Source organism: Candidatus Saccharibacteria bacterium (assembly GCA_034521515.1).
In the GTDB taxonomy this organism is placed as follows: Bacteria; Patescibacteriota; Saccharimonadia; order Saccharimonadales; family JAXHMH01; genus JAXHMH01.
Window position 1 is genome coordinate 361,554 of sequence record JAXHMH010000002.1, and the last position, 13,334, is coordinate 374,887.

Genomic DNA, 13,334 nt, shown 5'->3' on the forward strand with positions numbered 1-13,334 from the left:
GACTAAAATGACTGGTAACTAGTGACTTAAAAGCTTTAGCTTTTCAGTGGCATAATCACATGCAAATAATCATCAGTGGCAATATCGTAGAGCAGTGATGGCTCGAGCTTATCGTTAAACCCAAACCGCACCGTTTCACCAGATAACACATTAAGTGCATCAAGCAAGTAGCGCGAATTTAGCGTAATAACACCATCGCCCTTAACTTCAGCCGATGCGTTAGAAGTGTTTTCACCCAACTGAGAAGCGATGGAACGAATACTGAGTTGTTGATCCTTTTCGCTTAGATTAATTGTTACACTACCGGCGCTTTCCCTGGCAAATAAGCTTGATACTTTGGTTACATTGGTCAGTTCGCTGCGTTTTAAGGTAGCACTGGTGGCAAAATCTCGCGGTATAAGTTTGCGATAATCAGGATATTTACCGTCAATCAACCTGGTCACTAACTCAACATCACCCACCTTAAACAACACCTGCTGGTCATCATGCGACACCTCGACATCATCTTCGCCGTCAGACACAATCCGTAGCAAATCTTGCATAGCGTTAGCCGGTATAAGTAGATTTATGTTTTCTTTTGTTTTGTGTAGCTTCTTTTCAGCTAAACGGTAACTATCGGTTGCAACCATATATAAATTACCTTCGTGTGTGTGTAGATACACACCGGTTAAAACTGGGCGGGCTTCGTCGTTAGAAGCCGCTACGATGACTTGTTGTAAGGCGGTTTTTAGGGTTTTTCCGGGTATAGTCCATTTGTTAGCTTGCTTAATCGCTGGCATTACCGGAAAATCCTCGGCTGATATACCGTTGATAGTTGAATTGTATTTATCGGTTGTGATGTGTAAGCGGTTTTCTTCAAGTTCTAAATCGATAACGCCGCTCGGTAAACTACCTACAAAATCCTGCATAAGCCTAGCTGGTACAGTAATCGACCCTTCTTCGCTAACCTTTGACCCGATGTAGTGGGTGATTGCAATATCCAGGTTTGTTGCCGCAATACTCAAACGGTTATCAACTGTTTTTATAAGCACATTGGCAAGTACAGGGAGTGTCCCACGCGTATTAGCAACTCGAGCCACGGTTTGTAGTGCTTTTGTTAAGTTTTCCTGGGTGACTTGTAGCTTCATTTTAGACTCCTTATTACTGATTTATATAAATAGTTTTAGTTATAGTAAGGCCTGTGTAAACCGTGTAAAACTCATATTTTACAGTGGTGTAAATACGTAAAAACCGTAGGAAAACCCTGCGTATAGATTGGGTATAAAATGTGCGCAAGTCGGGTGTTTTGTACCAGGATAACTAACCTACAAGCGCCTGTGAACAACTGCACCAAACTACCCACAGGTTGTACAAGTATTTGTGCACAACTTACCCCCAGGTTTTCTGTACGCGAACTATAAGACTGCAACCTACTAACTACCAATTCCTTCACCCCATCTACCATATACCAACTACTAACTACCAACTGCCATCTACCAACTACCAGCCTACGCATAAAGGCGCTCCTTTATCTGAGTTATAGCTGTCTTAATATTAGAATCGTAGTTGGCTTCTTTTTCAATCTTCTCCACGGAATGAATGGCGGTTGTGTGGTCTTTCCGGCCAAGTTCTCGGGCAATTTTAGGGAAACTCAAATGCAACTCGCTTCTTAACATATACATAGCAACCTGTCTTGGCACGACGATATCTTTATCTCGTTTTGGCCCCAGTATGTCGTCCATAGGTAATTGGAAATGTTTAGCAGTACGCTCAATGATCTGTTTTGCACTCAAATGTTTTGGGCGAGATTTATTGCCGCCGAGAACCGCATTGGCAATATGTAAATCTGGTTCTAAACTGCGCATTTCACAGAATGCCAGCAATTGGTTTAAGGCGCCTTCCAGCTCCCTAATGTTGGTCTGAAAATTGTTCGCTAAAAATTCTACGACGGGAGCAGGCAATTCAACCCCATGCGTGTCCGCCTTAGTTTGAATGATCGCGCAACGAGTTTCAAAATCCGGCGTTTGCATATCAATGCTCATACCCCACGCAAATCGTGAACGGAGTCGCTCTTCCAGGGTAGGTATGTCTTTTGGCGGCTTGTCAGAGCTAATAATAATCTGTTTGTTAGCTTGATGGAGCGCGTTAAAAGTGTGAAAGAACTCTTCCTGAGTCTTTTCTTTGCCAGCTATAAACTGCACATCGTCGATGATAAGCACATCTGCGCCGCGGTAATAACCGGCAAAATCAGTGTTCTTCTTATATCTAATGGCGTCTAGAAATTCCTGCACGAACTGTTCTGTTGAAACATACACCACGTGAGCGTTAGGGTTGTTGGCTCGCACTTCGTTGCCGACAGCTTGGATTAAATGCGTTTTGCCAATACCAACGCCACCATATAAAAACAACGGGTTATACTTTGACCCTGGTTTTTGAGCAATCGCCTGACAGGCGGCATACGCCAACTCGTTTGCCGAACCGACAATAAAATTTTCAAACGTATAGCGATCATTTAAACCTTGGCGGTAAGTGTGCGTGAGAGTTGATTTGGTGGCTTGTTTTGATTGAGGTTTCTCGGCTCGATTCTTTAGAAGCACCGGTTCATCATAAGTGGGTTTTTTAGAAGGCGTTATGCTGGAATGGATTTTATACTCGATCTGCGACGGTGAAACACCGTTCTTTTTCAAAGTATCCGTTACCAGTTGATTATATTTCTGTTCAAGTTGTTGTTTGATAAATACATTTGGTACGCCAACTATAAATAAATCTTTCTCTTGGCGAAGGAGTCGGGTGTTCTTAAACCAGGTAACAAAACTCGCACGTGATACAGACAGCTCTATTTCGCCGAGTACAGCTTGCCATAGGCGATCTTGCATAATCCCTCCGTGTTTTTAGTTACCTCAACAGCACCAATGATAACAGAAATAAGGCAGTTTTCCACAGAGAGAATTTTTAACAATAAATTTGTATAGAAAAATCCAAAAACAGGGGCAGTTTTATACACAGGCAAAAACGACCCCTGTTAAACTGTGGATAATTACTGAGGAAAAGTGGATAAACTATAGCTTTTCGGGAAAAAACATTGTGAAAATCACTAAAAAACGACCGCAACCGGTCGTTTAATAGGCACCCTGCACAGTACCGTCTAAGCGGACAGTTTGGCGCGGCCTTTGTTGCGGCGGCGCTTTAGTACGGCACGACCGGTCTTGGTGTGCATACGCTTAATAAAACCGTGCACGCGAGCACGCTTTCGTGTCTTTGGTTGGAACGTTCGTTTTGGCATATAGTGCCATAGTACAATAATTAAAAACAGAGGTCAACCTCTTGGTATATCGATCAGTTGGGTTTGGCAGGTGGGGCAGAGGCATAAAACTCTGCAAGCAGCTTTACGAGAACCGGTATAATACAGGTAAATGATAAGCAAAAATCATCGTTTTCACGGATATGGCAGTCTCCGGTATGTCTATCGGAATGGTAAAACAGTTCGCGGTCCGCTCTGTTCTTTGAAGTATGTGTATAACCCAAAGCGTTCATCATATAGATTAGCAGTGGTTGTCAGCCGCAAGGTGCATAAGTCAGCCGTGGTGCGTAATCGTATACGTCGGCGAATATATGAATCAGCTCGACGGCTGGAGGATCGGTTTTTGCAGCCGCATGACATTGTGATAACCGTATTTCACGAAAATATTGCGACCATGCCGAGCGAAGAGCTTAATAAACTTATCTACGCCCAACTCAAACAAGCCAAAATTATTTAATACAAAAATCCAAGCTGCAACAGGGACGAACACATGCTATGATATAGACAATGTTTGAAAATCTTATTGTACTGCCCATATTTAACTTGCTCGTTTTTATCTATGCAATTTTGCCAGGGCATAACTTTGGGCTCGCACTGATTATATTCACGGTTGTTGTGCGCATGCTGATGTGGCCGCTCATTAGAAAACAGCTTCATCACGCTAAAGCAATGCGTAAACTTCAACCAGAGATTAAGAAAATTAAACAGGCTACCAAGGGCGATCGACAAAAAGAGTCCATGATGCTCATGCAGCTGTACAAGGAACGTGAAGTTAGTCCGTTTAGTAGTCTCGGTGTTCTGGCAGTCCAGCTGGTTATATTCATAGGGCTCTACCAGGGTTTGATCCGAGTTATTGAGGATCCGCAGGCGCTAATTGTGCACTCCTATAGCTGGATTGCAAACCTAGGGTGGATGCAACAACTGGCTGCCGATATCGGGCAATTTGACGCCACGCTTTTTGGACTGGTTGATTTGTCGCGGAGTGCTCTAGGATCCGGCGGTCTGTATATCCCAGCTCTACTACTAGTAATCGGTAGTGCCGCCACACAGTATTATCAGAGCAAGCAACTCATGCCCGATGATAAAAATTCACGCGGTTTGCGGCAGATTATGCGTGAAGCCAGTGCTACTGGTAAACAAGCCGACCAATCCGAAGTACAGGCTGCTACCGGGCGTATGATGCGCTACTTTATACCCGTTATGATATTCGTTGTTACTATTGGGCTGGCTTCAGCACTGGCGCTTTATTGGTTCACTAGCGGTATAGTTGCCTATCTCCAGCAATCTCGTATCTTAGGCCAGGATAAGGATGAGCTGGAAGAGCTAGCCCATAAAGACGACAAGAAGAACGATAAACAAAACGCCAAGAAACAAGTCATAGAAGGCGAAGTTATCCAAAAACCAAAAACCAAAAACCAAAAGACCAAAAAGACCTCCAAATCTAAAAAAAGGAGGAAACGATGAGCGAAGACAAGCAATCAATTGACGAGGCTATTTTATACGCCAAAAAATACCTAGAGGATATATTGTCATTTTTTGGGTTAAATACAGATGTTTACGCCACCACAGAGGATAGTGAAGTAATCGAGCTTAACGTGCCGAGCACGCACCTCAACGGGTTTCTTATCGGACAACGCGGTGACACGATGCGGGCTTTGCAATTTTTGGTATCGAGCGCTCTAAAAAACAACGGTTATCAATACACGCGGGTCAATATAGATGTAGCTGACTATAAAAAGGTTCGCGCCAATCGGCTTGCCGAAACTGCGGCAGAGTGGGTTAAAAAAGTTAAGGACAGTGGTGAGCCAATGCACCTCAAACCAATGAGCCCGGCTGATCGTCGAACCATTCACAAGTTTGCTGATGAGGAAGGTCTAGTAACTACCTCAGAAGGAGAGGGACGCGATCGCCACGTTGTCCTAAAGCCGTCTGTAGACAAAACCGAACCCACCGAAGACACCGAAGAAACCGAAGAAGAGTAACCACCGTAAATACACCTTCTTTATTTGTAGCAGCGTTACTCTGCTGTATAGCCAACCAACGGCTATCCGTATAAATCCTGCAAATAAAGGACTGCGACGCGCACCAAACAAATAGTTAATTCGCCAAAAACTAGTCGTGCAGAAGTCCCATACAGACTAAGTATCACCCAAAAACTTAAAAATGTTTCCAACTTCCAAGACACCCTAGTTTTAGCCAATGGTAGCTATCAAGGCTAAACGCGCCAGTCGAGTGGCGCGTTTATGGTTCGCTCATTTTGCGCGCCACAGATTAAGTAATTAAGCCACCAAAACTTTATAAGTTCACAAAAATTCCACACTTCACAACCAAAACCTTCTGACAATTTGACGCATATGTGCAAAATTGTCAGAAGGTTTGTACTATAAACTAGTTGGCCGGACAAATGGATTTAAGTTACTTTTTGGCAGTGGAAAGAAGGTGTTTAAACCGCGAACGGAGTTTTTTCTCCGCGTCAATGTGCGATACCTCCAGATATGTAATATATCTACGCACACCAAGCGTAGTCGCGACCACTTCGATTTCGTGCCGGCACGGAAAGGGGTGTATCCAGATGCTTTTTTGTAGCTGTTTAAACCCGAGCTCGCGGAGCTTTATCGTTAGGCTTCTTCGGGCGCGATTTTTGTCAACGGGTATATCAAAAAGTACGAGGCGCCAACACTTGTCCCACGTATCAGGAGTAGGGATAGAAACATTATCATAATTAGCTTTTTGCAACCGTTTTCTGCCGCGTCTTGTAATTTGGAGACCATGTTCATAATCTTCGGCAGTTAGGCGTATTAAACCTCGTTGCTTCATATAGTAAACTACTCTACGTAGTTCACGTTCGCGTTCGCGTTCATCGAGCTTTTCGAGCATCTTTCTAGTTGGTTTGTCGACAGCTGGTAAGGCTAGTGGCGACAGAAAAGCAATACTAATCATCCCGCCGGCTGCCACAAATCGTAGCAGCCCGTCTACAATCGCGCTGGTGGTATCTTTGTTGGTTTGCTTCATAAAATTTTATACCTTTTTGCACATATGTGCATTTTAGTAATATGTAATGTTAATTAGTTTGTGGGGATTAGGGGGCGTGGTTTTTGGTGTGGAGAGTGGGTGGTCGATAGGGGGAGGTGTGTAGTTGGCTTGCATGTCAAACGGGCTTAAAAGCGAGGATGCCAGAAAAATTTTGGTGTTGTATGTGGCTTGTTAATAGATCGTCGACTTTGCGCTGGGTGTTGCGATTCATCTGTTGGCTTGCCTTTGCGATTGGCGCGAGCCGGATGTTCGCCAAGGTTGTCTGTTAAATTACCGAGTACCAGCTCAAACGCACGACGTAATTTGTGCTTGATTGAGCGAATAGCTTTTATAGCGGGGTGCACTTCTGGGCTTTCCTCAGGGGGATCATCTTCAACTGGTTCCTCTGGTGGTTCGTCAATAAAGCCGTCGCAGGCATCGTCTATACCGTCTTGGTCGTAATCTACGCCGCTTGGTTCAAACACCAAGCAGGAGTCTTGATCATTGGGGACACCGTCGCCGTCAAAATCATCTTCTGAGTGGGCGATATATACTGTCTTATAACGCGAAATATCTTCGCCGCCAAGTGTCGGCCCGTTTAGATGAAAGGTATGAAACCCGGGTTCAATATCCTCCGGGAGTGTGAACTCAATGTCCAGGTTGCCTTTGCTGTCAGTTGTGAAGTCACCAAGGTGTACTGGATCGGAAAAGAGCTGCAGTCCATACGCCGTATTTGGCATAAGAGATGTGATACGGGTCAGGTGTGTTTCTCCGAAGTAAATAATGTCGTCAAACAAGTCATCAACATAACCATTGCTGCGAATCTGCGCTCCAATAACCGGTGCATCTATTAAATATTGCAAGAACTCATCATCTGTCATGCTCGGACGCGCAGCAAATAAAAACGGTTCGGGCATTTCTTTAGTGAGGCTATCGGTTTCTTCAAGTATCCGTTGGGCGAGCAATCTTTGGCCGATATCTGTCGGGTGATAGCTGGCATTGCTCAAAACCTGCAATTTGTCACGTCCGGCGGTTACACCGTGTACGGCCAGCTCGCTAGACGGTCCGTCACAAAGCTGTCTGCCATGGAAGGCATCCTCCACGTCGACATACAATAACCCGGTTTGGGTAGCAGCAACTCTGATGGTTTTGTTCAAATAGCTAACAATACCGCGTGCAAACTCGCGCTCTTGCTGGTTGAGCTCCACGTTCAGTGCGCACTGATCATTGTCGGTTGCCGCCGCAATCTGTGGATAGCCCACCACATAATATCTGGTATCCGGCGAGGTTTGTTTAAGACGGAAAAGCGTCATATACATTTGATTAAACTGGCGGTCAATCTCTGTAAACACCTCCACGCGGCTCTCATAGGAGCTAAAACAGGTAGTTGGCGAACCAATACACCGCGAAAGCTTGTTGCCAAAACCAATATCGTTTCCGCCAATAGTTATGGTACTAGCGGCGGGAGAGTAAGCTGCCGGGAAATTAATTTGAGGTCGATATCCAGGGAGGAAATTGGTCATAATATGGTTATCGAAACCAGGGTCTTGCATTAAGTTAATTTGAGGTAAGAACCCATTTACATTGTCTAGTTTTGCGCCACTACAAGCCACGCTATTAAATATCCCGTCAGTTTGGGGTGTTCTTTCCGGACCCTCGTGTATCCCGAGTTGCTCAGCCAGAATATACGGATAGCTGCGCTGACTTATCCGGCAGGTGTTTTCATCATTATTGCTGTAGTCTTCATAACTGCCTGCTCCCTCGCCACTAGAGAACGAATCACCCAGAGCTATATATTCCTTATCTGGTTTAACGTAGTCTGATCGGTATATTTCGGTGTACTTCTGAAGACTATCTTCTATCCGCGAGAGAGCCATTATTTTTTGGCCGTCGTGACTGAAGTGTATAAAGGTCAGAAAATTAAAGTCTGGGATCTTGTCACGTAGAGTCAGGCGTAAATTACGGACGCCGCAGCCGGGTGACGTATCAACATCAATTTCTAGTGCATCGCTTGGTTCACAGCTAGCAAGATCGTACACAAAAGGCGTACCGCCATCATTTCTACTAACGTATTGGCTGAATGCAAACTGCCCATCATTGCTAATAGCAAGCTTATAGTTAGTGCCGTTATTTGTTGAAGCCTTAGCTATGGTCTGCATTGACATGGTAGGTATATGCACGCGCATAATAACCCGCTTAACACGAGCAATCATCCATTCACCGTTTTTAGAAAACGCATGGTTGGATACGCCAATAATTTCACCTTCCTCATCAGTAAGATAATCCGGCTCAAAGTTTACACGGTAGGTTGCCTCACCGTGAATGATGTGCTCGCCAATATAGGGCAGGTCATCTATGAAGTACGCTTTATACGGGCTGTTGCCGTCATATCGGTTCAGTCCACCGCCAGCATATACTGTCGACTGCCCGGGTATCGGCTTTACTCTACTGGCACCGACTATGTCTATCTTTTGAGCGTACTCACTACCGCTGAACTTAACGTAACCACTTTTTGAGATAAGCCCAAAAGGAGTCTGTACGGCGCACACAGATTTTTCTTCTGGGCTAGAGGTTGCTTCCTGGGGTATGTCGCGCCGGTGCGAGTAGATTTTTACCTTGAATGTTGTCGGGAAACAGTCTTGACTCCTGTCAATTAAGCTTTCAACATCTGCATAATCATCAGAAACATCAATCTCTAGATCTGATCCGTCTGTCCAGGTTAGCTCGCTGTTGGCCTCGGCCGGCCGTTGAGTTCCGCTAAGCAATATACTTGTAAAAAATAGTACCACTAATAAGGCTGTACCTACACGTTTCATAAACACCCCACATTTATTTATAGTGTAAAGTGTCTCAAATACATTATTTTATTACAAGAACTAAAAATTATCGTACCGGAAAATGCTCCGTAAGGGCTCTTTGGGTGTAGGTTAAAGTAGTGGTGAGTGTTTCTTCTTCATCTTGATAATTTTGTGTTGCATGGGTAAACCTCATTGCTACTCTAATTTCTGGATTATTTTTAAATGTGAAGCCAACACTAGCTTTGTTTTGATGGCTATTGAGAGGTTGAAACGCGTCATCAGCTGCCAAATAATATAATTCACTGGTGCGGACTATAGTATCATCCTGTTCATCAATAAATTTATCTAGCTGATTGACCATCCTATTCGCGTCTAAATAATCGTTTACACCAGTCTTAAGCTCAAAAGAAACCGAACAATTAAGGGGTCCCCTACCTTCTTTATGCGAATCATAATGGCAATAACTAGACGGCGTCATAATATCAATATTATAAATTGAGCTGATTGTGGAGCTCAGTTCTGCTAGTTGTTCCTTTGCGTGGTCGAATTTAGCTCGTTCTTCGGAGATCTGGATTTGGTTGAATACAAAGTTGCCAATAAGCAGCAGCAAAATAACCAGCGGGACTGCTATGAGCAGGGTGCGTTTCATGTTTGGTTTTGATTCTTGTTCCTTTTGAGTTTTGCTCGTGCTTTTTGTCATGAGTAGTATTGTAGCAGCTTAATAAACACAAAATACCAACCAAAAGCTAAACGCGCCAGTCGAGTGGCGCGTTTATTTTTACGCTCAAAAACTAGTAGACTCAGTTAAGCAAAGTATTTTGTCGATGGTTGTGTTTTGAGTGGGGTATAATAAGGGCTATGAAAAAACTATTGTCAACAACAGGTTTATTAGTGGCATTAATTGCTCTAACGGCATCCTGGACTGCGGTTCATGCGCCGGAGGTTGTGGCTCATGATGGAGTTGATTATAGCCAAGTCGGTGGTTTGTCCGAGGAAGAAACCGAATCATTTACAGAACACCAGAGTCTCAGAGATCGTTACATGGACGTATCTGTGGTGGTTGCCGGAGCAACCTTCTTGTTTGCCGGCTTTTGGTTTATCCGCAAATCACTCAAAGATCGTTAGACGTACGAGACCCTAACTGCAAGAACTCGATTATTTTCGGCGACAATACCGTTTTAGCAAGTAACTAGATACTCCCATTTAATCTACGTTAGTAGGAGAGTAAACTACCGAATAATTTTTTAAGACATTATAAGTCGGAGTAAATCCGTATAAATATATACAGTTGCGCCTTTTCGGCCTTTAAACTCAGTATATATTTCTATAACTTTATCTTTAAGTAAGGCTTCAATTAAAGTCTTAGTAGTGTTCCTGTTGATTGATAGGTTGGCTGTGACTTCACTTGCCGTAAACACAGGATTCTCAAAAATATAATCTACAATTCTCCGGATATTTGGTGACTGGCTACTTCCATAGCTGTTTTGTAATTCACCATTTAAATCAAGCATTGCATCAACAAGTGAAACCGAAATCTCACTTTGTTTAACAATTGATTCAAGAAAGAAGCAAGTCCAAGCATTTAAATCTCTTGTCTTGTCCGTTTCTCGCAGTTTGTTTTTATAAAGCTCCTTATTTTTTTCAAAGTACTGGCTGGTATATAAAACTGGTTCCGATAATACCCCTTGATAATTTAGCAGCGCTGGAATTAACATACGTCCAATACGGCCATTGCCGTCTTCAAAAGGGTGTATTGCTTCGAACATATAGTGAAAAATCGCTGTTTTTACGAGAGGCGACTCATCTTCACCATTGATATAACTTAGTAGGTTTTCCATCCTACTGTCTATCTGTGAAAAATGTGGAGTAACATACAGAGCTTCTTCAATGGGAGTTGTTTCGTTATTGCCAATCCAGGCATCTTTTTCTCTATACTTTCCTAATTCACCTTTGTGGTGTGTGCCTTCAAGTAATACATGATGTATCTGCCTAATCTTAGTGTTACTAAGACCTTCGGTTTTATTGAACTCAGAAGCTAGTTTTAGGGCTTTTCTATAGTTTGCTACTACTGGTGTATCTTCCTTAGGCGATTTACCAGTAGCATCAAGAACAAACACGTCTTTTGAGTCTGTTATGGTGCCTTCAATTTTTGAGCTAAGAGACGCCTCTCTTGTCAAGAGCGGCTTAATTAAATGATCTGAGTTTGCAATTTTTTTGTGGGCAATCTGAAGTTTTCCTAGCGCATAAGATGCTTGTTCCAGTTCTCTGTAATACCGTTCGGGTTTAAGCGTTATTGGTAAGTGAGGGGGGTTCCCATAGATTATTTTGTCTGACATGATGCCTAATTTTATCAAATAATTAAGCGTTACGCAATAATCATGCATAATTGTTAACCATCATTATTTTAATCTGTGTTTTTCTCTTTTGAGCCCAGCTCCAAAACAATTTATTTTTGCCCAATGTCGAATAACAGAATTATGAGTAAGAAGCTATTTAAGAAAGCTTCGACGTTCGTTCCGAAAAAACAGGGCAAATAGCTACTTTTTCTAGGTTAAGTCGCCTTATTTTATAACCGATTTATAAACGGCTAAGGTTTGTTCGGCCATTCTCTTCCACGAATACTTTTTAACCTGAGCGTAGCCCTTGCTTATGAGAGATTTACGCAGCCCAGTATCTTCAATAACCTCAGCAATTTTTTCGGCCATGTCTGCCGGTTCGTTGGGGTCAAAGTAATGCGCAGCGTCACCATAAACTTCCGGCAAACTGGTCGCATTGCTAGAAACCACCGGGCAGCCGTGCACCATCGCCTCTAACCCTGGCAGGCCAAACCCCTCGCTTAAAGACGGGAACACATACGCTTCGGCGTTTTGATACAACCATTTGAGCTCTTCATCAGGTATAAAGCCAGTAAGCACGACGTTTGAGATGTTATTTTCGCCGATATGATCCGCCAGTTTATCGTAGTATTGCTCTTGTTTGCCGGCTAGAACCAGCATCAAATCCGGACGGCGTTCTTGCAGCATCATAAACGCATCAACCAGCTTATCAAGGTTTTTGTGAGGGAACGCCGTGCCGACATAAAAAATAAACGGACGTTTAATACCTTCAGGTATCATCGTCTCGGTATCTAGCGGTGGCTCGCTGGCGCAGTGCGTGACCGTCACTTTGCCATCAGTAAATGGGTAGTGAGTTTGAAGATCCTTTTTAACGAACTTGCTGATAGTAATAATGTGTTTGGAGCGTTTATTGCCCAGCCAAAACAAGAACCGATAGGCCGCCATTTTGAGCCAGAATATCGGCAACGGTGTTTTGCCGGGGCGAGTAAAACGCAGCATGGTTAAATCCATGGTGGTGGTGACGGATGGGCGCCAATAAAAAATTGGCTGGGCGTTAGTCGTAAAATGCACTAAATCGGCCTTGAGCTTATAGAGCTGCCGGGCAAACCCCAGTTCATGTAACGGGTTAAGCGAGAACTGTCCGTACTTTGTCTTAGCAACGCTGAAGTTGGAAGATTTTGGCTGCCACGGATCGTCTTGCTGCAAGAGGAATGTATAACGGTTGGTTTTATCTATATTTTGCAGATGTTCAACCAATCTATCTATGTAGCGGCCGGTGCTGCTACGTCGAATTCGTCCATCTATAACAATATGCTTACTCATTTTTTAGCGGTCCAAATACGTCTACAATATTTTTGCAGACCTTTCGTTTAGTAGATCCACCGATACGGCCAATTTTTCTAGTAATAAGCCCAGGGTCGGCTGTAAAAATCTTATCTGGTCGCACAAAGCTGATGCGGTTTAAGCCGCTATTATCAGTTTTGCCGTCAATCTGTACAGACGCGCCAGTTATCGGTGGCTTGCTGGTAATTTGGCAGACAATGACATTATCAAAATCAGAAAGTGCAGCAACTAAGACTGGCCTAACCTTTGAGCTTTGCAAGCCCGAGAAAGGGAAACGAACAAGCAGAACGTCTCCTACTGCAAATGTGCCCATGCCTCATCCTCTTCCGGGTTATTCCAGTCACTGAGAGTTGCTTCGCTCAGCAGTGCCATTTCGCGAGCCGACATACCCTCAAAGCCGATATCTGATTTTATAACAATGGTGTTATTGCTAACTTCTAGCAGAACCTTATCACCCAAATTAGTCTGTTCTAGAATCGCTTTAGGGATTCTAATGCCTTTGGAGTTGCCGATTCTAACAATTTTTGTACGCATAGTAATTACATTGTAATTACATACGCATTA

14 protein-coding genes are annotated in these 13,334 nt (G+C 43.6%); 4 read left to right on the forward strand and 10 right to left on the reverse strand.

Annotated features, from left to right (window positions below):
* Window positions 1-35 precede the first annotated feature (35 nt).
* From dnaN to rpmH, 3 genes are all read right to left on the reverse strand, one after another.
* Entirely contained in the window at window positions 36-1,127 is a 1,092-nt protein-coding gene (dnaN, locus tag U5K77_01830) for a DNA polymerase III subunit beta (GenBank protein MDZ7744478.1), read from the reverse strand.
* A gap of 360 nt (window positions 1,128-1,487) precedes the next feature.
* Window positions 1,488-2,855, reverse strand: a complete 1,368-nt coding sequence (gene dnaA / locus U5K77_01835) for a chromosomal replication initiator protein DnaA (GenBank protein MDZ7744479.1) — start codon at window positions 2,853-2,855, stop codon at window positions 1,488-1,490.
* A gap of 269 nt (window positions 2,856-3,124) precedes the next feature.
* The gene (gene rpmH / locus U5K77_01840) at window positions 3,125-3,262 is read right to left on the reverse strand and encodes a 50S ribosomal protein L34 (protein MDZ7744480.1); all 138 of its coding nucleotides are present in this window, start codon (window positions 3,260-3,262) and stop codon (window positions 3,125-3,127) included.
* A 130-nt stretch (window positions 3,263-3,392) separates the two neighbouring features.
* On the opposite strand from rpmH, the gene rnpA reads away from it, so the two are divergent.
* Genes rnpA through U5K77_01855 form a run of 3 tightly spaced genes read left to right on the forward strand, consistent with a single transcriptional unit; the run spans window position 3,393 to window position 5,262 of the window.
* On the forward strand, window positions 3,393-3,737 hold the full coding sequence (gene rnpA / locus U5K77_01845) for a ribonuclease P protein component (protein MDZ7744481.1): 345 nt from the start codon (window positions 3,393-3,395) through the stop codon (window positions 3,735-3,737).
* Window positions 3,738-3,787: 50 nt separating this feature from the next.
* The gene (locus tag U5K77_01850; GenBank protein MDZ7744482.1) at window positions 3,788-4,744 is read left to right on the forward strand and encodes a YidC/Oxa1 family membrane protein insertase; all 957 of its coding nucleotides are present in this window, start codon (window positions 3,788-3,790) and stop codon (window positions 4,742-4,744) included.
* Complete coding sequence (locus U5K77_01855) at window positions 4,741-5,262, forward strand: R3H domain-containing nucleic acid-binding protein (GenBank protein MDZ7744483.1); 522 nt, start codon at window positions 4,741-4,743, stop codon at window positions 5,260-5,262. Before U5K77_01850 ends, U5K77_01855 begins: the two co-directional genes overlap by 4 nt.
* 433 nt (window positions 5,263-5,695) lie before the next feature.
* On the opposite strand, the gene U5K77_01860 is transcribed toward U5K77_01855, so the two are convergent.
* The 3 genes from U5K77_01860 to U5K77_01870 all read right to left on the reverse strand — a co-directional run bounded on the left by U5K77_01860 (window position 5,696) and on the right by U5K77_01870 (window position 9,790).
* Window positions 5,696-6,292, reverse strand: coding sequence for a hypothetical protein (locus U5K77_01860; GenBank protein ID MDZ7744484.1), 597 nt, complete (start codon window positions 6,290-6,292; stop codon window positions 5,696-5,698).
* Between the two features lie 146 nt (window positions 6,293-6,438).
* The gene (locus tag U5K77_01865) at window positions 6,439-9,108 is read right to left on the reverse strand and encodes an SGNH/GDSL hydrolase family protein (GenBank protein MDZ7744485.1); all 2,670 of its coding nucleotides are present in this window, start codon (window positions 9,106-9,108) and stop codon (window positions 6,439-6,441) included.
* Window positions 9,109-9,175: 67 nt separating this feature from the next.
* Window positions 9,176-9,790 carry a hypothetical protein gene (locus U5K77_01870; GenBank protein ID MDZ7744486.1) on the reverse strand — a complete coding sequence of 205 codons (615 nt, stop codon included), beginning with the start codon at window positions 9,788-9,790 and terminating at the stop codon, window positions 9,176-9,178.
* Window positions 9,791-9,948: 158 nt separating this feature from the next.
* On the opposite strand from U5K77_01870, the gene U5K77_01875 reads away from it, so the two are divergent.
* Window positions 9,949-10,215, forward strand: a complete 267-nt coding sequence (locus U5K77_01875; GenBank protein ID MDZ7744487.1) for a hypothetical protein — start codon at window positions 9,949-9,951, stop codon at window positions 10,213-10,215.
* Window positions 10,216-10,334: 119 nt separating this feature from the next.
* On the opposite strand, the gene U5K77_01880 is transcribed toward U5K77_01875, so the two are convergent.
* The 4 genes from U5K77_01880 to U5K77_01895 all read right to left on the reverse strand — a co-directional run bounded on the left by U5K77_01880 (window position 10,335) and on the right by U5K77_01895 (window position 13,304).
* A complete protein-coding gene (locus U5K77_01880) occupies window positions 10,335-11,426 on the reverse strand; it encodes a Fic family protein (GenBank protein MDZ7744488.1) in 1,092 nt (363 codons plus the stop codon).
* A gap of 225 nt (window positions 11,427-11,651) precedes the next feature.
* Window positions 11,652-12,749 carry a glycosyltransferase family 1 protein gene (locus U5K77_01885; GenBank protein ID MDZ7744489.1) on the reverse strand — a complete coding sequence of 366 codons (1,098 nt, stop codon included), beginning with the start codon at window positions 12,747-12,749 and terminating at the stop codon, window positions 11,652-11,654.
* Complete coding sequence (locus U5K77_01890) at window positions 12,742-13,083, reverse strand: type II toxin-antitoxin system PemK/MazF family toxin (GenBank protein MDZ7744490.1); 342 nt, start codon at window positions 13,081-13,083, stop codon at window positions 12,742-12,744. The genes U5K77_01885 and U5K77_01890 overlap by 8 nt, the downstream gene beginning before the upstream one ends.
* Window positions 13,065-13,304 carry an AbrB/MazE/SpoVT family DNA-binding domain-containing protein gene (locus tag U5K77_01895; protein ID MDZ7744491.1) on the reverse strand — a complete coding sequence of 80 codons (240 nt, stop codon included), beginning with the start codon at window positions 13,302-13,304 and terminating at the stop codon, window positions 13,065-13,067. The genes U5K77_01890 and U5K77_01895 overlap by 19 nt, the downstream gene beginning before the upstream one ends.
* Window positions 13,305-13,334 lie beyond the last annotated feature (30 nt).

Excerpts from the sequence above, each read along its gene's own strand:
- dnaN (MDZ7744478.1), bottom strand. The coding sequence starts at position 1,127 with ATGAAGCTACAAGTCACCCAGGAAAACTTAACAAAAGCACTACAAACC.
- dnaA (MDZ7744479.1), bottom strand. The coding sequence starts at position 2,855 with ATGCAAGATCGCCTATGGCAAGCTGTACTCGGCGAAATAGAGCTGTCT.
- rpmH (MDZ7744480.1), bottom strand. The coding sequence starts at position 3,262 with ATGCCAAAACGAACGTTCCAACCAAAGACACGAAAGCGTGCTCGCGTG.
- rnpA (MDZ7744481.1), top strand. The coding sequence starts at position 3,393 with ATGATAAGCAAAAATCATCGTTTTCACGGATATGGCAGTCTCCGGTAT.
- U5K77_01850 (MDZ7744482.1), top strand. The coding sequence starts at position 3,788 with ATGTTTGAAAATCTTATTGTACTGCCCATATTTAACTTGCTCGTTTTT.
- U5K77_01855 (MDZ7744483.1), top strand. The coding sequence starts at position 4,741 with ATGAGCGAAGACAAGCAATCAATTGACGAGGCTATTTTATACGCCAAA.
- U5K77_01860 (MDZ7744484.1), bottom strand. The coding sequence starts at position 6,292 with ATGAAGCAAACCAACAAAGATACCACCAGCGCGATTGTAGACGGGCTG.
- U5K77_01865 (MDZ7744485.1), bottom strand. The coding sequence starts at position 9,108 with ATGAAACGTGTAGGTACAGCCTTATTAGTGGTACTATTTTTTACAAGT.
- U5K77_01870 (MDZ7744486.1), bottom strand. The coding sequence starts at position 9,790 with ATGACAAAAAGCACGAGCAAAACTCAAAAGGAACAAGAATCAAAACCA.
- U5K77_01875 (MDZ7744487.1), top strand. The coding sequence starts at position 9,949 with ATGAAAAAACTATTGTCAACAACAGGTTTATTAGTGGCATTAATTGCT.
- U5K77_01880 (MDZ7744488.1), bottom strand. The coding sequence starts at position 11,426 with ATGTCAGACAAAATAATCTATGGGAACCCCCCTCACTTACCAATAACG.
- U5K77_01885 (MDZ7744489.1), bottom strand. The coding sequence starts at position 12,749 with ATGAGTAAGCATATTGTTATAGATGGACGAATTCGACGTAGCAGCACC.
- U5K77_01890 (MDZ7744490.1), bottom strand. The coding sequence starts at position 13,083 with ATGGGCACATTTGCAGTAGGAGACGTTCTGCTTGTTCGTTTCCCTTTC.
- U5K77_01895 (MDZ7744491.1), bottom strand. The coding sequence starts at position 13,304 with ATGCGTACAAAAATTGTTAGAATCGGCAACTCCAAAGGCATTAGAATC.